Raw genomic sequence first — 17956 nt, 5'->3', positions numbered from 1 at the left:
CCGGCGATGTCCATGGGGAGGGTGATGTTCTCCAGGGCCGTCAGCGTGGGGAGCAGGTTGAAGGCCTGGAAGATGAAGCCGATGTGGTCCCGGCGCAGCTGGGTGAGCTGCTTGTCCTTGAGGCCGACGAGCTCGGTGTCGCCGATGGTGGAGGAGCCGGAGGTGACGGTGTCGAGGCCGGCCATGCAGTGCATGAGGGTGGACTTGCCGGAGCCGGAGGGGCCCATGATGGCGGTGAACTCGCCCTGGGGGAACACGACGCTGACGTTGTCGAGGGCGACGACGCGGGTCTCCCCCTCCCCGTAGACCTTGTTCAGGCCGGTGGCTCGGGCGGCCGCCAGGCCGGTGCGGACGGCGGTTGCGGTCGACGTGGTCACGGGGACTCCTAGTGCTCGCGGACTTGTACCTCCATGCTCCGCGACGTGATCATGGTTCTGCGTCGCTCCGCCGGACGGTTGGTCCTACCACCGCTGGGCGTAGGGGCGGGCGACCCCCTCCTCCTGCGGTATGACGTGAACCCTGAGGCGGACGGGTGGCCGGAACGGATATCCTTCGTGGCCGAATCCCGGACAGTTCGTCAGATGGCAAGGAAACATGACAACTTCCGGGGCTGGGAACATGCGAAAGGGTGATCCGGGAGACTAGGCTCAGGGGGTCCCACAGACGCCCGGATGGTGGAACGCAGACACGGGCAGCTTAAAACTGCTTGGCCGCGAGGCCGTGCCGGTTCGAGTCCGGCTCCGGGCACCGATCACCCGGCGGGGGCGCGACGGCGTCCCCGCCGGTCGTTGTTCACCGGATCCTCCTCGCGGCGTATCCCGGAATTTTTGCCAAGCCATTACCCTTGTGCATGGGCGGTGCAGTGCCGCCACGGAGGGAATGAGCAATGAGAAGCAGCAACCCGGTCTTCTCGCGGGAGGGGTCCTTCACCCGCGACTCCGGCTACGCGGGGTTCGGTGCCGCGCAGGCCGGGACCCAGCACGGCCAGAACCAGTACGGCCAGAACCCCTACGCGGGTACGCCCTACGCCCAGCAGCAGCCGCAGGGCCAGCCCATGACCGACGAGCAGCTCTACGAGCTGTACAACGGGCCCTCGGCGGGCCCGGCGGCCACCGGGCGGATGACGCTGGACGACGTGGTCGCCCGCACCGCCATGACGCTGCTGACGCTGGTCGTCGCCGGCGCGGTGGCCTGGTTCGCGCTGCCGTTCGAGAACTTCGGCTTCGCGATCGCCGCCAGCCTGGTGGCCATGGTCGTCGGCCTGGTGGTCTCGTTCAAGCGCAGCGTCAGCCCGCCGCTGATCCTGACCTACGCGGCCCTCCAGGGCTTCGCGATGGGCGCCGTCTCGCACGCCTTCAACACCATGCTGAACGGCATCGTGATCCAGGCGGTGCTGGGTACGGCGGCGGTCTTCGGGGCGATGCTGTTCGCCTACAAGAGCGGCCGGATCCGGGTCACCGCCCGGTACCAGCGGATCGGCATCGCGATCGCCCTGGGCTTCGTGCTGCTGATGATGGTCAACATGATCGCGATGGCCTTCGGCGCCGACATGGGCCTGCGCTCCGGCCCGCTGGGCATCGTGGTCGGCCTGGTCGGCATCGGCCTGGGCGCCTTCTTCCTGTCGCTGGACTTCGCGGCGATCGAGGAGGCCATCGCCCAGGGCGCCCCGCAGCGGGAGTCCTGGCGGGCCGCCTTCGGGCTGACCCTGTCGCTGGTCTGGATCTACATGGAGATGCTGCGGCTGATCGCGATCCTGCGCGGCGACGACTGACGGTCCCTTCCTTCGTGAACCACTGCCGCCGGGCCCCGGAGCGACTCGCTCCGGGGCCCGGCGGCTTTTCGCCTAGGCTCGCTGCCATGCATGACGTAGAGCCCCACGACGTAGCGCCCCTGGACGTGGACCCCCTGGTCGAAGCCGTCGAGTCCCTGGCGGATCGTTTCCGCTCGCTGCCGCAGAGCAGGCTGCTGGGCGCCGTGCCCGGGTACGGGTCGCGGGCGGCGGCCGCGCTGGAGCTGGCCCGGCGGCTGGTCGCGCTGACGGCGGCGGTGGAGGGCGGCCCGCGGCGGGAGTTCCCGGACGCCGGGGCCTTCGCGGTGGGGGACCAGCTGGCCGTCGCCGGGCACGACCTGGCGGCCGCGCTCACGGGGCTGCGGGAGGACGCCCCGGTGGGGCTGCCGGAGGGGCCGGTGGCGGCGGCCGCGGTGCTGGCCCGGGCGGTGGCGGCGGTGCGGGAGACGGCGGCGCTCTGCGGCTGAGGCCCGGAGGAGTCCGGACACGCCGAAGGCCGGCCGGGTCGGTAACCCCGTGACCCGGCCGGCCTTCGGCGCGCTGCTGCTGGTGATCCGGTGTCAGATGCTGGCGACCACCCGGTCGGCGAGCACGTAGACGGCCTCCTCGTCGGTGGAGAAGGTCAGCGAGTACGAGCCGGAGAAGCGCGAGCCGCCGAGCAGCCGGACGTGCTCACCGGCGCGGACCGCGTCGATCAGCCGGTAGGCGGCCTCCCGGTCGCCCGGGGCCACGCAGAGGGTGGTGCCGTCGGCGAAGGCGTACACGTCCAGGGTGCCCAGCGGGCCCGGGCGGACGTCGACCAGGGCGACGGCCTCCTCGGCGAGGGCGGCCAGCCGGCTGTCCGTCCACTCCCGGGACGGCGCCTGGCTGGGCACGAAGTCGGGGTGCGAGGGGTGGCGGCGCGGGTCGGGCGCGGCGACCGGGGCCTCCTCGACGGCCTGGTCGGCGTCCAGCAGCCCGGCCTCCAGGCCGGTGGCCAGCAGGTCGGCCTCGCGGCGGGCCCGGGCGTCCTTGGTCTCGCCGGCCGGGTGGCCGGGGCGCAGCGGCACGCCGCCCTCGCCGCCGGGCTCGGCCGGGGCGGAGCCGCCCTCGTTGATCAGGTCCTCCAGCGCGGAGCGCAGCGCCTCGCCGAACTCCGGGTCCATCGTCCCGGCGTTGTCGACGGCGTCCTGCGGGCCGGTGGGGCGGGGGAAGAAGAGCGGCCACTCCTCGGTGCCGGAGAAGGTGCCGGAGAACGGGGAGTCGAACAGCGGCGCGTCCTCGGCCGCGCGGGCCTCCTGCTCGGCCCAGAACGCCCGGGCCTCCGTGATCTCCCGCTCGCGGTCGGCGGCGAGCGCCTCGGTGACGGCCCGGCGTATCGCGGCCTCGTCCACGGGTGCGGGCGCGGACGGGGCCGCGGCCCGTGCGTCCAGCCGGCGGGAGAGCCCGCGGAGGTGGAGCAGCACGGCGGTCGACACGGCGATCAGGATCAGCAGCAGGATGGTGTAGACGGCGCTCACGGAACGTACTCCTAGCGAGGAGCGGAACGGGGTTACGTGTCCACACTGCCGCATGCGGGGCTGTTACCGCAGGGGCGAATGTCCAATTCATCCCGGACTTTCGCTCTTGTCCCCAAATTGTTAGGTAACACCGTTCTACGCAGTGGAGTTGATCCGCTCCGCAGTGTCGATTTCCGGGTCGAAAACGAACGAAATGAGGGCCGGATCGACCTCTCGGTGTGATCCGGCCCTCAATTACGCTGCGTCACTCCAAATGGGTGGTCCAGACCCTTCGGAGGGCGCCCGGAGGGTCAGCTGAGGCGCTCGACGACCATCGCCATGCCCTGGCCGCCGCCGACGCACATGGCCTCCAGGCCGAACTGCTTGTCGTGCCACTGCAGGGAGTTGATCAGCGTGGTGGTGATCCGGGCGCCGGTCATGCCGAAGGGGTGGCCGACCGCGATCGCGCCACCGTTGACGTTCAGCCGGTCCAGGTCGACGCCGAGGTCACGGTAGGACGGGATCACCTGGGCGGCGAAGGCCTCGTTGATCTCGACCAGGTCGATGTCACCGATGGTCAGGCCGGCCCGCTTGAGCGCCTGCTTGGAGGCCTCGACCGGGCCGTAGCCCATGATCTCGGGGGAGAGCGCGCTGACGCCGGTGGAGACCACCCGGGCGAGCGGGGTGATGCCCAGCTCGCGGGCCTTGGTGTCGGACATGATCACCAGCGCGGCCGCGCCGTCGTTCAGTGGGCAGCAGTTACCCGCGGTCACGGTGCCGTCGGGGCGGAACACCGGCTTCAGGCCGGCCACGCCCTCCAGGGTGACGCCGGCGCGCGGGCCGTCGTCCGTGCTGACCACGGTGCCGTCCGGGAGCGTCACCGGGGTGATCTCGCGCTCCCAGAAGCCGGCCTTGATGGCGGCCTCGGCGAGGTTCTGCGAGCGGACGCCGAACTCGTCCTGCTCGGCGCGGGTGATGCCCTTGAGCGCGGCCAGGTTCTCGGCGGTCTGGCCCATCGCGATGTAGGCGTCCGGCACCAGGCCGTCCTCGCGCGGGTCGTGCCAGTCGCCGCCACCCTCTTCGGCGCGCTTCTTCGTACGGGCCTGGGCCTCGTCGAAGACCGGGTTCATGGTGCCCGGCAGGCCGTCCGAGGTGCCGTTGACGCTGCGCGAGACGGTCTCCACGCCGGCCGAGATGAAGACGTCGCCCTCGCCCGCCCTGATCGCGTGCAGCGCCATCCGCGTGGTCTGGAGCGAGGAGGAGCAGTAGCGGGTGATGGTGGCGCCCGGCAGGTAGTCCATGCCCATCTGGACGGCCACGATGCGGGCCAGGTTGTGGCCCTGCTCGCCGCCGGGCAGGCCGCAGCCCAGCATCAGGTCGTCGATGTCGCGCGGGTCGAGCTGCGGGACCTTGGCCAGGGCGGCCTGGATGACGTGGGCGGTCAGGTCGTCCGGGCGGACGTCCTTGAGCGAGCCCTTGAAGGCCCGGCCGATCGGCGAACGGGTGGCGCTGACGATGACGGCTTCGGGCATGGCGGGCTCCTCGCTGGGTGACGGCGGACCTGACGTCCGGGAGGAAAGTTACCGCCTGGTAGATCAGGCGTCACCCGCCGCAGCGTGTGAGCTGGCCGACGTATTCCCGGGGCCCCCGTCGGGGGTCGTACCGGGCTCCTTCCCGCTCTCCGGGCCGGGCAGACCGATCCGCAGCCGCTGCCTCAACTGGGCCCAGCGGCGGCCCGTGCCCTCCGCCGGTACGGCCGCCACCTCGGTGCCCTCCCGGCCGGCCGCCGTGGCGGCCGCGACCGCGACCGGCAGCACCGCGCCGCCCGGGACGGCCGTGGCAGGACGCTCCTCCTCCGGCCAGAGCCCGAGCGCGGCGCAGACCGAGGGCAGCACGGCCATCGCGGCGGTCGCGTAGCCCTGGGCGGAGGGGTGGTAGCGGTCGGCGGCGAACATCTCCGGGCGGGCGGCGAACTCCGGGCCCAGCAGCGAGCCCAGTGAGACCGTCCGGCCGCCCGCCTCCACCACCGCGATGGTCTGCGCGGCGGCCAGCTGCCGGCTCAGCCGGCGGGCCACCCAGCGCAGCGGCGGCCGCACCGGCTTGATCGTCCCGAGGTCCGGGCAGGTGCCCACCACCACCTCGCAGCCGTTGGCGCGCAGGGCGGCGACGGCCTCGCCGAGCTGGCGGACGGCCAGCTGGGCCGGGCTGTGCCGGGTCACGTCGTTGGCGCCGACCATGACCACCGCGACGTCCGGGTGGTGCGGCAGGGCCTGCTCCAGCTGGCCGGAGAGGTCGGCGGAGCGGCCGCCGGAGCGGGCCACGTTGACCAGCCGGACCGGGCGCTCGGCCACCGAGGCGAGGCCCGCGGCCAGCAGCGCGCCCGGGGTCTCGCCGGCCCGGGCCACGCCGAGGCCGGCGCCGGTGGAGTCGCCGAGGACGGCCAGCACGAGCGGGGCCTGCGGGTCGGCGGCGCGGTCGGCGAAGGCCTCCCCGTAGACGCCGTCCGCCTTGGGCGGGACGGTCTCCAGGACGCCGATGGCCTGGATGGCGAGTCTGCTCTCGGTCACCAGCAGGCCGACGACGCCCACCCCGAGCAGGCCGAGGCCGCCGCCGCCGTACGCCGCCGCGGTGGCGATCCGGCGGGCCACCCGGGCCCGCGAGTCCCGTGCCCCTGGCATCCGGTGCCCCCTTCACGTGCTCTCCTGCCGGCCCCTCCGGGGCCACGGCCATGCCTGCACAGCGCTCTTACCCGTGCGGAGGGCGGGAGTACCGGGGGTGCCGCTGGGGGTGGGCCATTGGGGGAGGGGTGCAGGAGGGGAGCCGCGGGGCGGGTGCCACGCCCTACGCTTTGCAGTACCGAACTCCGCAGTACCGAAATCGCATGCCCACAGACCGGGAGGATCCCCGTGCGGTACCACAACTCGATCATCGACCTCGTCGGCAACACGCCGCTGGTCAAGCTGAACAAGGTCACCGAGGGCATCAGCGCGACAGTGCTGGCCAAGGTCGAGTACTTCAACCCCGGCGGCTCGGTCAAGGACCGCATCGCGATGCGCATGATCGAGGCCGCCGAGGCCTCGGGCGCCCTCAAGCCGGGCGGCACCATCGTCGAGCCGACCTCCGGCAACACCGGTGTCGGCCTGGCGATCGTGGCCCAGCAGAAGGGCTACAAGTGCATCTTCGTCTGTCCTGACAAGGTCTCCACCGACAAGATCAACACCCTGCGCGCGTACGGCGCCGAGGTGGTCGTCTGTCCGACCGCCGTCGCCCCGGAGCACCCGGACTCCTACTACAACGTCTCCGACCGCCTGGTCCGGGAGACCCCGAACGCCTGGAAGCCGGACCAGTACTCCAACCCGGACAACCCGGCCTCGCACTACCACTCCACCGGCCCGGAGCTGTGGGAGCAGACCGACGGGAAGATCACCCACTTCGTGGCGGGCGTCGGCACCGGCGGCACCATCTCCGGCACCGGCAACTACCTGAAGGAGGCCTCCGGCGGCAAGGTCAAGGTGATCGGCGCCGACCCGGAGGGCTCGGTCTACTCGGGCGGCACCGGCCGGCCGTACCTGGTCGAGGGCGTCGGTGAGGACTTCTGGCCGACCGCCTACGACCGCGGTGTCGCGGACGAGATCGTCGCGGTCTCCGACAAGGACTCGTTCCAGATGACCCGCCGCCTGGCCAAGGAGGAGGGCCTGCTGGTCGGCGGCTCCTGCGGCATGGCCGTGGTGGCCGCGCTGGAGGTCGCCAAGAAGCTCGGTCCGGACGACGTCGTCGTGGTGCTGCTGCCGGACGGCGGTCGCGGCTACCTGTCGAAGATCTTCAACGACGACTGGATGGCCGACTACGGCTTCCTGCCCTCGGCCACCGACGAGGCGCACATCGGCGAGGTGCTGGCCCGCAAGGAGTCCCTCGCGCAGGGCGGCGTCCCGCAGTTCGTCCACATGCACCCCAACGAGACGGTCGCCGAGGCGGTCCGGGTGCTGCGCGAGTACGGCGTCTCGCAGATGCCGGTGGTCTCCCCGGGCGCCGGCCACCCGGACATCATGGCCGGCGAGGTGATCGGCTCGGTGGTGGAGAAGCTGCTGCTGGAGGGCATCTTCGCCAAGGACATCGAGCTCACCGACACGCTGGACAAGGTGATGTCCAAGCCGCTGCCGGTGGTCGGCTCGGGCGAGACCGTCACCAACCTGATGACCGTGCTGGAGAAGGCCGACGCGGCCGTCGTGCTGGTCGAGGGCAAGCCGCAGGGCATCGTCACCCGCCAGGACCTGCTGGGCTTCCTGACCGGCCGCGCCCAGCACTGACCCGGCGTCACCACCGCCCCCCGCGGATGGATGCGGAGGATTCGTCCACGGGGGAAGTGGTACACCGGCGTCACCTGTCCGCAGCACGTGGTTAACACGGCTCGGGCATCGTGGTGGTCAACGGCAGGACGCCGAGTGAGGCGACGGCAACCGTCCGGGAGCGGCTCCCCGGCGACCGCGGTCGGCTCCGGACACATCGGGTGGCCCTGACCCGGCCGCTGTGTCCTCCCGCCGCGGGAGGCGCCGTCGTCCCGCCCCTGACCGGCCCCGGCCGGTCGACAGGGTGCGGCGGCTCCCGCGGCAGCACCGCGCCGCACGGCGCGTGTCCCGCGGCTCCCGGGTGGGGGAGCCCAGGCAGGGAACGGTGGGGCCGGTCCTTCTCCGAGGGACCGGCCCCTTCCGTTCGCGCCGTCGCACGTTCCGTTCGCGCCGTTCACGCCGGGCGCGCGGGGTGCACTCCGAGCGGCCGCCCGTGCGCCGCGCCGGGCGCGTCCGTCCCGTACGCTCGCACGCATGACCAGCACTGAAACGACCGACCAGGATGCCCCGCGCTACGTCCGGGTGAAGATCGAGCTCATCGCGGAGATCACCGACGAGGGCGCGCTCAAGGCGGCCGCCCTGGAGGCCGTCACCGCCGACGAGTACCTCGACGACGAGGAGCGCGCCCAGTCCGTCGAGGCCATCGAGGTGGACCCGTCGGGTTCGCTCGCCCACTTCATCGACCCCGTCGCGCTGCTCGGCGACGTGCCCGGCGTGGAGCTCGCCTCGGCGACCTGGGAGTCGGCGCAGACCGAGTTCGACCCGGACGACGAGGAGTGGGACGAGTACGCGGTGGAAGGCTCCGCCGAGTAGGGCGGGGAACCGTCGGGTGACGGTCCTCACCGTCACCGCCCGTGAACGCCCGGTCCGCTCCGCGGGCCGGGCGTTTTGTCCCTGTTCGTCGGGAAGTTGGGTCATCTCATACGATCGCTTACCCTTCGGTGATGGAACCGTGAACGGGCGTATTGCGTTTCTGTATCCGTAATGCCCGGGATGATCAGCAGGGAGACGCGACGTGACGGCACGGGACGGTCAGGGACGGGCGGCCGGAAGCAGCTGGAGCCGACGCGGGGTCCTCGCGGGCCTGATCGGAGCGCCCGTCCTGCTGCTGACCGCCTGCAACGACAACAGCGCCAACAGCGCCAGCGGCGGTAGCGGCGGCTCCGGCGGCGCGAACGGCACCCCGGCCTCCGGCGGCACGGGCAGCAGCGCCCCCAAGACCTCGGCCGCGGTCATCACCGTCACCCCGGCCGACGGCGCCGCCTCCGCGAGCTTCAGCGAGCCGGTCAAGGTCGCCGTCGCCAACGGCACCCTGACCAGCGTCAAGGTCACCGATACCGCCGGCAAGGAGCTGGCCGGCCAGCTCTCCGCCGACGGCACCGGCTGGACCTCGGCCGCCGCCCCCGCCAGCGGCACCAAGTACACCGTCGCCGCCACCGCCCTCGACAAGGACAAGCTGGAGGCGGACTCCAACGCCGTCTTCACCACGGCGACCCCGGCCAACACCTTCGTCGGCTACTTCACCCCCGAGGACGGCTCGACGGTCGGCGTCGGCATGCCGGTCTCGATCAACTTCAGCAAGCCGGTCACCGACCGCAAGGCCGTCCAGCAGGCGATCACCGTGATAGCCGAGCCGGGCGTCGAGATCGTCGGCCACTGGTTCTCCAGCACCCGCCTCGACTTCCGGCCGCAGGAGTACTGGGCCAAGGGCACCAAGGTCACCCTCAAGCTCCGGCTCAAGGACGTCGAGGGCGCCAAGGGCGTGTACGGCACCCAGTCCAAGGACGTGAGCTTCACCATCGGCCGGGCCCAGACCAGCGTCGCCGACCTCGCCGCCAAGAAGCTCACCGTCACCACCGACGGCCAGGTCAGCGCGGTCTACAAGATCTCCGGCGGCTCGCCCGAGCACATGACCTGGGGCGGCAAGATGGTGATCTCCGAGCAGTACACCCAGACCCGGATGAACTCGCAGACCGTCAACCTGGGCAGCGAGTACGACATCGCGGACGTGCCGCACGCCCAGCGCCTCAGCACCTCGGGCACCTTCATCCACGGCAACTACTGGTCCTCGCCGTCGATCTTCGGCGGCCAGAACACCAGCCACGGCTGCATCGGCCTCCGGGACACCAAGGGCGCCCAGGACAGCGGTACGGACGGCTTCAAGTTCTACAAGTCCTCGATGGTCGGCGACGTGGTCGAGGTCGTGAACTCCGGCGACAAGACGGTCGCCCCGGACAACGGCCTGAACGGCTGGAACATGGGCTGGGCCGCCTGGAAGGCCGGCAGCGCCGTCTGACCCGGCCCCGCACCCCGACCGGCCGGACCCCGGTCGGAAGACCCACCGGTCGGAAAAACTCCCCGGGCGGACCGAACCTCGCGGTCCGCCCGAGGAGTAGGACGGGTGTGAAACGCGAGCAGAGACAGCGGCAGGACGACGAGTTCAGCGAGTTCGTCGCCGGGAGCGGTCGGCAACTGCTGCGGCTGGCCGAGCTGTTGACCGGCGACCCGGACCGGGCCAAGGACATCGTGCAGTCGGCGCTGGAGCGCGCCTACCTGCACTGGCACCGGATCACCGGGGACGACCCCACCGCGTACGTCCGCCGGATCGTGGTCAACCAGCACCGCGACTGGTGGCGCCGACTGCGCAACCACGAGCTGCCCGTCGAGCACACCCCCGACCGGCCGCTCTCCGACGACCTCGCCGAGCGGCAGGCCGAACGCGCCCTGCTGCACCAGGCGCTGGGCACCCTCACCCGCCGGGAGCGGACGGTCGTCGTGCTGCGGTACTACGGGGACCTCAGCGAGGCCGCCGTCGCGGCCGAACTGGGCATCGCCCAGGGCACGGTGAAGAGCACGCTGCACCGGGCCATGTCGAAGCTGCGCGCACTGCCCGAACTCGCCGACCGTTCCGGCGTGACGGCGAGTCCCACGACGCACATCGAGGTGACGGTATGAGCTTCGAACACCGGCTCGGCGAACTGCTCAAGGACCAGGACCCGTACGCGACCGGGCCGGACCCGGTGCCGATCATCGCCGCCGCCCGACGGCGCCGGGCCAGGCGCAGAGCCGGGACCGCCGCGGTCGCGGTCGCGGTGGCGCTGGTCTGCGGGGCGACGGCGGTGACGGCCGGCAGCGCCCGGCACGTCGGGCAGGTCGCGGGCGAGGCGGGGGCGGCGTTCAGCCCCGTCGCCGTCCCGAGCCCCACGCCCACCGCCACGCCGAGCCCCACGGCCACCGCCACGCCGCTGCCGCTCTCGCCGGTACGGCAGGTCGGCCCGGGGCAGCGCATCGAGATGGCGGCCGGCGCCCGGATGTGGGTCAGCCCGTTCGAGAAGTGCGACAACTACCAGCCGGACGGCTCCGACTCCGGCACGGACTGCCGGGACGTGCGCAGCGACAACCTGGAGCACGACAGACCCGCCCTCTACGCCCAGTCGCACGGCGACCGCGACCGCTTCATCGTCGCGAGCTTCTACCTGGGCCCGGTCGCCCCGGCGAGGATCGTCGCGTTCACGGGGGGCAGGGCGACCGTCGCCACCCTGGTCAGCACCGTCGGAATGCAGCGGTGGATCGGCTACTACGTGGTGCTGCCGCCGCTGCCGGAGGCGGATCCGGCCGCCCACCGGCGTCCGGTGAGCCCGGCGATCGCGGCGTACGACTCCGAGGGCAGGCTCCTGGCGGAGCTGCCGGGCACCACCGCCGACGGCGCCGACGAGCGGGCCCCGCAGCAGCTGTGACCCGGTCCGCCCACAGGTCTGCTCACAGCTCCGCTCACAGCTCCGCTCACCGCTTCGCGTAGTCCGCGAAGCCCTGCCAGTCGACGATCACGCAGGGCTCGTCACCGACGGTCCAGGCGTCGTGCCCGGGCGGGCAGAGCATGAAGTCGCCGGGGCCCACTTCGGCCTCCTGGCCGCCGTCCATGACGATCCTCATCCGGCCGGAGAGCACGTACCCGGCGTGGGCGGCCTGGCAGCTCTCGGTCCCGGCGATCGGCTTCACGTGCTTGGACCACTGCCAACCCGGCTCGAACACGGCCCGGCCCACCGGGCCGCCGTCCAGGTTGACCAGCCGCAGTTCCCCCGTGCCCTCCTCGAAGGGGCGGACTTCCTCGGGATCGTCGAAGTTCCGCTGGTAGAGACCGGACATGGCGCACTCCTCTCCCGCGAGGACCGCCCGGCCGCCAGTGGGTGGCCGGGCCGGCCCTGCTGGCCCTTCCAGTCTGCGCCCGGATCGGGAATCGGTCACGTTGGGTGGTCGATCCCGGGGCGGGGCCGGGCGGGCCGGGGCGGTCCGAGGGGCGGCCCGGGGCGGGAGGTCAGTCCCGGGTGCGGGCCACGCCGATCGGGCAGGAGGCGCCGGTACCGCCGAGACCGCAGTAGCCGTTGGGGTTCTTGGCCTCCGACAGGTACTGCTGGTGGTACGGCTCGGCCGGGAAGAACGGGCCGGCCGGGGCGATCTCGGTGGTGACCGGGCCGTAACCGAGCGCGGTCAGCGAGGGCTGGAAGGCGTCCCGGGTGGCCACCGCGGCCTCGGCCTGGGCGGGGGAGTGGGTGTAGACGGCGGAGCGGTACTGGGTGCCCACGTCGTTGCCCTGGCGGTTGCCCTGGGTCGGGTCGTGCGCCTCCCAGAAGGTCTTCAGCAGCCGCTCGTACGGGATCACCGCCGGGTCGTACACCACCCGGACCGCCTCGGTGTGCCCGGTCAGCCCGCTGCACACCTCCTCGTACGTCGGGTTGGGGGTGTGGCCGCCCTGGTAGCCGACCAGCGTCGTCCAGACGCCGGGCAGCCGCCAGAAGGCGCGCTCGGCGCCCCAGAAGCAGCCCAGCCCGAAGTCGGCCACCTCCAGCCCCTCCGGGTACGGGCCGGACAGCGGGTGCCCGAGCACGGTGTGCGGCTCGGTCAGGGTGAAGGCCGGGGTGGGCCGGCCGGGCAGCGCCTGGTCGGCGGGGACCAGCGAGGTCTTGTGGCGGTTGAACAGCACGGCCTGCTCCAGCGGGTCGGGAAACCTGGCGCAGTGTCCAACGCGGACGGCCGCCCCCGGATTCCGGGAGCGGCCGTCCGTTCCGCGCGGGGCCGGGAAGGCCCGCCGCGCGGTTTTCGCATGGTGAACACGTGTGCGACCGGTGGAGGTCGCGGCGGCCCCGGGGGTTCGGCGCACCGGGGTTCCGGCCCGCCGTGCCCCTGCTCCGACCTGCGGGTTCGTCCCGGTTCCCGGTTCGTGCGGGCTTGGCGGCATTCGCACACTAGGCTCGGACCCATGACCGAGCACCAGCTTCCTCAGGGCTTCGAGACTCTCGCCATCCACGCGGGTCAGGAAGCAGACCCCCAGACCGGGGCTGTCGTCACGCCGATCTACCAGGTGTCCACCTACAAGCAGGACGGGGTGGGCGGCCTGCGGGGCGGCTACGAGTACAGCCGCAGCGCCAACCCGACCCGCACCGCGCTGGAGGAGTGCCTCGCGGCACTGGAGGGCGGCGCCCGCGGCCTCGCCTTCGCCTCCGGCCTGGCCGCCGAGGACACCCTGCTGCGGACCATCCTCAAGCCGGGCGACCACATCGTCATCCCCAACGACGCCTACGGCGGCACCTTCCGGCTGTTCGCCAAGGTGCTGACCCGCTGGGGCGTCGAGTTCTCCGTCGCCAACACCCAGGACCTGGCCACCGTCCGCGAGGCGCTGCGCCCCAACACCCGCGCGGTGTGGGTGGAGACCCCGTCCAACCCGCTGCTGGGCATCACCGACCTCACCGCGCTCGCCGAGATCGCGCACGGCGCCGGCGCGCTGCTGGTGGTCGACAACACCTTCGCCAGCCCGTACCTCCAGCAGCCGATCGCGCTCGGCGCGGACGCGGTCGTGCACTCCACCACCAAGTACATGGGCGGCCACTCGGACGTGGTCGGCGGTGCGCTGGTGCTGGCCGAGGCGGGCCTCGGCGAGGAGGTCGCGTACCACCAGAACGCGATGGGTGCCGTCTCCGGCCCGTTCGACGCCTGGCTGGTGCTGCGCGGCATCAAGACGCTGGGTGTCCGGATGGACCGGCACAGCGCCAACGCGGAGAAGGTCGCCGAGCTGCTGGCGAGCCACCCGAAGGTCAGCCAGGTGCTCTACCCGGGCCTGCCCGAGCACCCCGGCCACGACATCGCGGCCAAGCAGATGAAGGCCTTCGGCGGCATGGTCTCGTTCCGGGTCGCCGGCGGCGAGGAGGCGGCCGTCGAGGTCTGCAACCGCGCGCAGCTGTTCACCCTCGGCGAGTCGCTCGGCGGCGTCGAGTCGCTGATCGAGCACCCGGGCCGGATGACCCATGCCTCGGTGGCCGGTTCGGCGCTGGAGGTGCCGTCCGACCTGGTGCGCGTCTCGGTCGGCATCGAGTCGATCGACGACCTGCTGGCCGACCTCAAGCAGGCGCTGGGCTGAGCCGGTTGAGGGGCCTGGGGCCCCTCACTGCCCCTGCTGGTCCGCCGTGTACGACTCCATCGCGAGGTTGAAGCGGGCCAGCAGGGCGCAGAACGCGCGCTGTTCCTCCGGCGGCCAGCCGGCCACCAGGCGGCGGGTCAACTCGGCCCGGCCGTCCCGGACTTCGGTGAGCCGGCCGACGCCGTGCGAGGTCAGCGCGAGCCGTACGGCACGGCGGTCGGCCGGGTCCTGCACCCGGCCGACCAGCCCGGCCGCGACCAGCGGGGCGACCTGGCGGGTCACCGTGGAGGAGTCCACGCCCAGCGCCTCGGCCAGCGCCTTGACGTTGGCCGGCCCGTGCCGCTCCAGCCGGTCGAGCAGCAGGTAGGCGGCCCGGTCCAGCACCCCGACCCCGCCGCCGCCGGAGGTCCGGACCTGTTCCATTCGGCGCGCGAACACCGCGAGCTGGTACTGGAGTTGGGTGTGCACGGGGTCGGTGCGGTCGGTGGCCTGGGGCGAGGTCGTCGTCATCGCGGCTCACGATCGTCGTGCGGTGAGAGAGACTCAGAAGCAGCAGCGTACGCGGGCCGGGCGGGCCCGGGAACAGGCCCGGCATGCCGGATTGCCTCTCCCCGTCCCCGTACCCTGGCGCCATGCACACCTGGCCGATCACCCTCGACGACGTCCGCGGCGCCCAGAAGATGCTCGCCGGGGTCGCCCGGGTGACCCCGATGGAGGGCAGCCGGCACCTCTCCGGGCTGATCGGCGCGCCGGTCCACCTGAAGTGCGAGAACCTCCAGCGCACCGGGTCCTTCAAGCTGCGCGGGGCGTACGTGCGGATCGCGGGACTCTCGCCGGTGCAGCGGGCCGGCGGGGTGGTGGCGGCGAGCGCGGGGAACCACGCCCAGGGGGTGGCGCTGGCGGCCGCGCTGCTGGGCGTGCGCTCCACGGTGTTCATGCCGGTCGCGGCGCCGCTGCCGAAGGTCGCGGCCACCCGGGAGTACGGCGCCGAGGTGCGGCTGCACGGGGCCACCGTGGACGAGGCCCTGCAGGCCGCGCAGCGGTACGCGGAGGCGACCGGCGCGGTGTTCATCCACCCCTTCGACCACTGGGACGTGGTCACCGGCCAGGCGACCGTCGGGCTGGAGATCCTGGAGCAGTGCCCGGAGGTGCGGACCATCCTGGTCGGGGTGGGCGGCGGCGGGCTGCTGGCCGGGATCGCGGCGGCGGTCAAGCCGCTGCGGCCGGACGTGCGGGTGGTCGGGGTGCAGGCGGCCGGCGCCGCCGCGTACCCGCCCTCGCTGGCGGCGGGGCGCCCGGTGTCGCTGGAGCACTTCGCCACCATGGCGGACGGGATCATGGTCGGGCGCCCCGGCGACATCCCGTTCGAGGTGGTCAACACGCTGGCGGACGGCGTCCGGACGGTCTCCGAGGACGCGCTGTCGCGGGCGCTGCTGCTCGGGCTGGAGCGGCTGAAGCTGGTGGTCGAGCCGGCCGGGGCGGCCCCGATCGCGGCGCTGCTGGAGCAGCCGGACTCCTTCGAGGGGCCGGTGGTGGCGGTGCTGTCCGGCGGCAACATCGACCCGCAGCTGATGCAGCGGGTGCTGCGGCACGGGCTGGCGGCGGCCGGGCGCTACCTGTCGCTGCGGGTGCGGCTGGCGGACAAGCCGGGCGCGCTGGCCGACCTGTTGGGCGTGCTGACCAGGGTGGACGCCAACGTGCTGGACGTGGCGCACGTGCGGACCGACCCGCGGCTGGGGCTGACCGAGGTCGAGGTGGACCTGCACCTGGAGACCAAGGGGCCGGAGCACTGCGCGCTGGTGGTCGGGGAGCTGCGGGACGCGGGGTACGTGGTGGTCGCCGGCTGAGCTCCCGCCCTTGACGCGATATATCGCGTGCTGGGAGACTCGCGATACATCGCGTTCGAGTCCCACGGGCCGAGAATCGAGTCGCCTGTGTGCCCAAATTCGGGGCAAAGTGGGACAGATCGCCCCATACGTCCGAGGAGATGAGGCAAGGCCATGGCGCCAGCCATCCAAGCCGAGAACCTGGTGAAGACCTTCGGCGACGTACGAGCCCTGGACGGCGTCAGCCTCGACGTCCCCGAGGGAACGGTGCTCGGGCTGCTCGGCCCGAACGGCGCCGGGAAGACCACCACCGTGCGGGTCCTCACCACCCTGCTCCGCCCCGACTCCGGCCGCGCGGTGGTCGCCGGGGTCGACGTGCTCAAGCACCCCAACCAGGTCCGCAGCCTGATCGGCCTGTCCGGCCAGTACGCGGCGGTCGACGAGTACCTGACCGGCTTCGAGAACCTCACCATGGTCGGCGAGCTGTACCAGATGAGCAACCGCGCCGCGAAGGCCCGCGCGCTGGAGCTGCTGGAGTGGTTCAGCCTCACCGAGGCCAAGGACCGCACCGCCAAGACCTACTCCGGCGGCATGCGCCGACGCCTGGACCTCGCCGCCGCGCTGGTCGTCCGCCCGCCGGTGATGTTCCTGGACGAGCCGACCACCGGCCTCGATCCGCGCAACCGGCTCGCGCTCTGGGAGGTCATCGAGACGCTGGTCGAGCAGGGCACCACGCTGCTGCTCACCACCCAGTACCTGGAGGAGGCCGACCGGCTCGCCCACGACATCGCGGTGGTCAACCACGGCCGGGTGATCGCCCGCGGCACCGCCGACCAGCTCAAGGCGCAGATCGGCGGCGAGCGGATCGTGGTCGTGGTGCACGAGCCCGGCCTGGTCGGCGACGCGGTCGCCGCGCTGTCCCGCTACGCGCTGAGCGAGCCGACGGTGGAGAAGAACACCCGCCGGATCACCGTGCCGGTCAGCGGCGGCGCCCGGGTGCTCGCCGACGCGATCCGCGAACTCGACTCCCGCGGGATCGAGATGGACGACATCGGGCTGCGCCGCCCGACCCTGGACGACGTCTTCCTCACCCTCACCGGCCACGTCGCCGAGGAGCGGCCCGAGGAGGAGGACGGCGCCGACGCCAAGGCGCGCGGCCGGGGCAGGGGGAAGGGCGGCCCGGACGGCCCGGGCGGCCCGGGGCCGGACAAGCGGGCCGTCGCGGCCGGGAAGGAGAGCTGAGATGACCACCGCCACCGAGCACGCCATCGGACCGGCGATACCCAGGCAGCGCCGGGGGATCGCCGCCTCCCTGCACGACTCCTGGGTGGTCGCCAAGCGCAACCTGCGCCGGATGACCCGCATCCCGGAGATCGTGGTCTTCGGGCTGATGCAGCCGGTCATGTTCGTGCTGCTGTTCTCGTACGTGATGGGCGGGGCGATCAAGATCCCCGGCACCGACTCCAGCTCGGACACGTACATCCAGTACCTGATGGCCGGAATCTTCGCCCAGACCGTCACCTTCGCCGTCGCCGGCGCCTCGGCGGGCATCGCGGAGGACATGAGCAAGGGGCTGGTGGACCGGTTCCGCTCGCTGCCGATGGCCCGCTCCGCGGTGCTCGTCGGCCGCACCCTCGCGGACCTGTGCCAGACCGCGTTCACCCTGGTCGTGCTGGCGGTGGTCGCGCTGCTGGTCGGCTGGCGGATCCACGAGGGCGTGCTCAAGGCGCTCGGCGCCTTCGGCCTGCTGCTCCTGCTCGGCTACGCCTTCTCCTGGATCGGCGCGCTGATCGGCCTGTCGGTGCGCAGCCCCGAGGCGGCCACCTCGGCCGGGCTGATCTGGCTGTTCCCGCTGACCTTCGTGTCCAACGCCTTCGTGCCGGTCACCTCGATGCCGGGCTGGCTCCAGGGGATCGCGTACTGGAACCCGTTCAGCGCCACCGTGCAGGCCTGCCGGGTGCTGTTCGGCAACCAGGTCGGGCCGGTGGACAGCGCCTGGCCGATGCAGCACGCGGCGCTGGTGTCGGTGCTGTGGTCGATCGTGATCACAGCGGTGTTCTCCTGGCTGGCGGTGCGCAAGTACCGCTCCTCCACCGCCTGACCGG

Annotated in this window: 18 protein-coding genes and 1 tRNA gene; 12 read left to right on the top strand and 7 right to left on the bottom strand. The window is 72.5% G+C overall.

The genetic code is table 11. The annotated features are described in order from the left end of the window. Positions 1–377 (bottom strand): ABC transporter ATP-binding protein (locus ACFCY1_RS10675; RefSeq protein ID WP_375874191.1); only part of this gene is annotated, 377 nt, incomplete at its 3' end. Positions 378–665: 288 nt separating this feature from the next. Between ACFCY1_RS10675 and ACFCY1_RS10670 the strand changes: the two genes are divergently transcribed. The 3 genes from ACFCY1_RS10670 to ACFCY1_RS10660 all read left to right on the top strand — a co-directional run bounded on the left by ACFCY1_RS10670 (position 666) and on the right by ACFCY1_RS10660 (position 2256). After that, positions 666–747, top strand: a tRNA-Leu gene (locus tag ACFCY1_RS10670). A gap of 139 nt (positions 748–886) precedes the next feature. Beyond that, positions 887–1771, top strand: coding sequence for a Bax inhibitor-1/YccA family protein (locus ACFCY1_RS10665; protein WP_375874190.1), 885 nt, complete (start codon positions 887–889; stop codon positions 1769–1771). Between the two features lie 86 nt (positions 1772–1857). Beyond that, positions 1858–2256, top strand: a complete 399-nt coding sequence (locus tag ACFCY1_RS10660) for a hypothetical protein (RefSeq protein WP_375874189.1) — start codon at positions 1858–1860, stop codon at positions 2254–2256. Between the two features lie 93 nt (positions 2257–2349). On the opposite strand, the gene ACFCY1_RS10655 is transcribed toward ACFCY1_RS10660, so the two are convergent. The 3 genes from ACFCY1_RS10655 to ACFCY1_RS10645 form a co-directional block, all read right to left on the bottom strand. Further along, positions 2350–3288 (bottom strand): hypothetical protein, encoded by a 939-nt coding sequence (locus ACFCY1_RS10655; RefSeq protein WP_049656499.1) that lies wholly within the window; start codon positions 3286–3288, stop codon positions 2350–2352. A 290-nt stretch (positions 3289–3578) separates the two neighbouring features. After that, a complete protein-coding gene (locus ACFCY1_RS10650) occupies positions 3579–4799 on the bottom strand; it encodes an acetyl-CoA C-acetyltransferase (protein WP_375874188.1) in 1221 nt (406 codons plus the stop codon). A gap of 63 nt (positions 4800–4862) precedes the next feature. Then, positions 4863–5945, bottom strand: coding sequence for an SGNH/GDSL hydrolase family protein (locus ACFCY1_RS10645; RefSeq protein ID WP_375874187.1), 1083 nt, complete (start codon positions 5943–5945; stop codon positions 4863–4865). A gap of 228 nt (positions 5946–6173) precedes the next feature. Between ACFCY1_RS10645 and ACFCY1_RS10640 the strand changes: the two genes are divergently transcribed. The 5 genes from ACFCY1_RS10640 (at position 6174) to ACFCY1_RS10620 (ending at position 11350) form a co-directional block, all read left to right on the top strand. Beyond that, a complete protein-coding gene (locus ACFCY1_RS10640) occupies positions 6174–7574 on the top strand; it encodes a cystathionine beta-synthase (RefSeq protein ID WP_049656493.1) in 1401 nt (466 codons plus the stop codon). A gap of 513 nt (positions 7575–8087) precedes the next feature. After that, complete coding sequence (locus ACFCY1_RS10635; protein ID WP_063780291.1) at positions 8088–8426, top strand: hypothetical protein; 339 nt, start codon at positions 8088–8090, stop codon at positions 8424–8426. Between the two features lie 202 nt (positions 8427–8628). Beyond that, positions 8629–9909: an Ig-like domain-containing protein gene (locus tag ACFCY1_RS10630; protein WP_375874186.1), complete on the top strand. Its 1281-nt coding sequence runs from the start codon at positions 8629–8631 to the stop codon at positions 9907–9909. A gap of 107 nt (positions 9910–10016) precedes the next feature. Further along, entirely contained in the window at positions 10017–10568 is a 552-nt protein-coding gene (locus ACFCY1_RS10625) for a SigE family RNA polymerase sigma factor (RefSeq protein WP_053112304.1), read from the top strand. Beyond that, positions 10565–11350 (top strand): hypothetical protein, encoded by a 786-nt coding sequence (locus tag ACFCY1_RS10620; protein ID WP_375874185.1) that lies wholly within the window; start codon positions 10565–10567, stop codon positions 11348–11350. The genes ACFCY1_RS10625 and ACFCY1_RS10620 overlap by 4 nt, the downstream gene beginning before the upstream one ends. A 46-nt stretch (positions 11351–11396) precedes the next feature. On the opposite strand, the gene ACFCY1_RS10615 is transcribed toward ACFCY1_RS10620, so the two are convergent. Together ACFCY1_RS10615 and msrA are read right to left on the bottom strand one after the other, a co-directional pair. Beyond that, positions 11397–11759, bottom strand: a complete 363-nt coding sequence (locus ACFCY1_RS10615) for a cupin domain-containing protein (protein WP_049654704.1) — start codon at positions 11757–11759, stop codon at positions 11397–11399. Positions 11760–11928: 169 nt separating this feature from the next. Then, complete coding sequence (msrA, locus tag ACFCY1_RS10610; protein WP_049654705.1) at positions 11929–12594, bottom strand: peptide-methionine (S)-S-oxide reductase MsrA; 666 nt, start codon at positions 12592–12594, stop codon at positions 11929–11931. 276 nt (positions 12595–12870) lie between these two features. Here msrA and ACFCY1_RS10605 point away from each other — a divergent pair, with 276 nt between their 5' ends. Further along, positions 12871–14025: a cystathionine gamma-synthase gene (locus ACFCY1_RS10605; protein ID WP_049654707.1), complete on the top strand. Its 1155-nt coding sequence runs from the start codon at positions 12871–12873 to the stop codon at positions 14023–14025. A gap of 24 nt (positions 14026–14049) precedes the next feature. Here ACFCY1_RS10605 and ACFCY1_RS10600 read toward each other — a convergent pair whose 3' ends face one another. Further along, on the bottom strand, positions 14050–14535 hold the full coding sequence (locus tag ACFCY1_RS10600; RefSeq protein ID WP_049654708.1) for a MarR family winged helix-turn-helix transcriptional regulator: 486 nt from the start codon (positions 14533–14535) through the stop codon (positions 14050–14052). 122 nt (positions 14536–14657) lie between these two features. Here ACFCY1_RS10600 and ilvA point away from each other — a divergent pair, with 122 nt between their 5' ends. The 3 genes from ilvA to ACFCY1_RS10585 all read left to right on the top strand — a co-directional run bounded on the left by ilvA (position 14658) and on the right by ACFCY1_RS10585 (position 17952). Beyond that, on the top strand, positions 14658–15872 hold the full coding sequence (ilvA, locus tag ACFCY1_RS10595; protein WP_074001308.1) for a threonine ammonia-lyase: 1215 nt from the start codon (positions 14658–14660) through the stop codon (positions 15870–15872). Between the two features lie 153 nt (positions 15873–16025). After that, a complete protein-coding gene (locus tag ACFCY1_RS10590; protein ID WP_079271856.1) occupies positions 16026–17093 on the top strand; it encodes an ATP-binding cassette domain-containing protein in 1068 nt (355 codons plus the stop codon). Position 17094: 1 nt separating this feature from the next. Beyond that, complete coding sequence (locus tag ACFCY1_RS10585; RefSeq protein WP_049654712.1) at positions 17095–17952, top strand: ABC transporter permease; 858 nt, start codon at positions 17095–17097, stop codon at positions 17950–17952. The last annotated feature ends 4 nt before the right edge of the window (positions 17953–17956 follow it).

This window comes from Kitasatospora sp. NPDC056273 (genome assembly GCF_042268845.1).
Taxonomy (GTDB): Bacteria; Actinomycetota; Actinomycetes; order Streptomycetales; family Streptomycetaceae; genus Kitasatospora.
Note: the sequence above shows the minus strand (reverse complement) of the source record. Positions and strands in the feature narration are given on the sequence as shown.

Coding starts and splice junctions, on each gene's coding strand:
- ACFCY1_RS10665 (WP_375874190.1), top strand. CDS start 887: ATGAGAAGCAGCAACCCGGTCTTCTCGCGGGAGGGGTCCTTCACCCGC.
- ACFCY1_RS10660 (WP_375874189.1), top strand. CDS start 1,858: ATGCATGACGTAGAGCCCCACGACGTAGCGCCCCTGGACGTGGACCCC.
- ACFCY1_RS10650 (WP_375874188.1), bottom strand. CDS start 4,799: ATGCCCGAAGCCGTCATCGTCAGCGCCACCCGTTCGCCGATCGGCCGG.
- ACFCY1_RS10645 (WP_375874187.1), bottom strand. CDS start 5,945: ATGCCAGGGGCACGGGACTCGCGGGCCCGGGTGGCCCGCCGGATCGCC.
- ACFCY1_RS10635 (WP_063780291.1), top strand. CDS start 8,088: ATGACCAGCACTGAAACGACCGACCAGGATGCCCCGCGCTACGTCCGG.
- ACFCY1_RS10620 (WP_375874185.1), top strand. CDS start 10,565: ATGAGCTTCGAACACCGGCTCGGCGAACTGCTCAAGGACCAGGACCCG.
- ACFCY1_RS10615 (WP_049654704.1), bottom strand. CDS start 11,759: ATGTCCGGTCTCTACCAGCGGAACTTCGACGATCCCGAGGAAGTCCGC.
- ACFCY1_RS10605 (WP_049654707.1), top strand. CDS start 12,871: ATGACCGAGCACCAGCTTCCTCAGGGCTTCGAGACTCTCGCCATCCAC.
- ACFCY1_RS10600 (WP_049654708.1), bottom strand. CDS start 14,535: ATGACGACGACCTCGCCCCAGGCCACCGACCGCACCGACCCCGTGCAC.
- ilvA (WP_074001308.1), top strand. CDS start 14,658: ATGCACACCTGGCCGATCACCCTCGACGACGTCCGCGGCGCCCAGAAG.
- ACFCY1_RS10590 (WP_079271856.1), top strand. CDS start 16,026: ATGGCGCCAGCCATCCAAGCCGAGAACCTGGTGAAGACCTTCGGCGAC.
- ACFCY1_RS10585 (WP_049654712.1), top strand. CDS start 17,095: ATGACCACCGCCACCGAGCACGCCATCGGACCGGCGATACCCAGGCAG.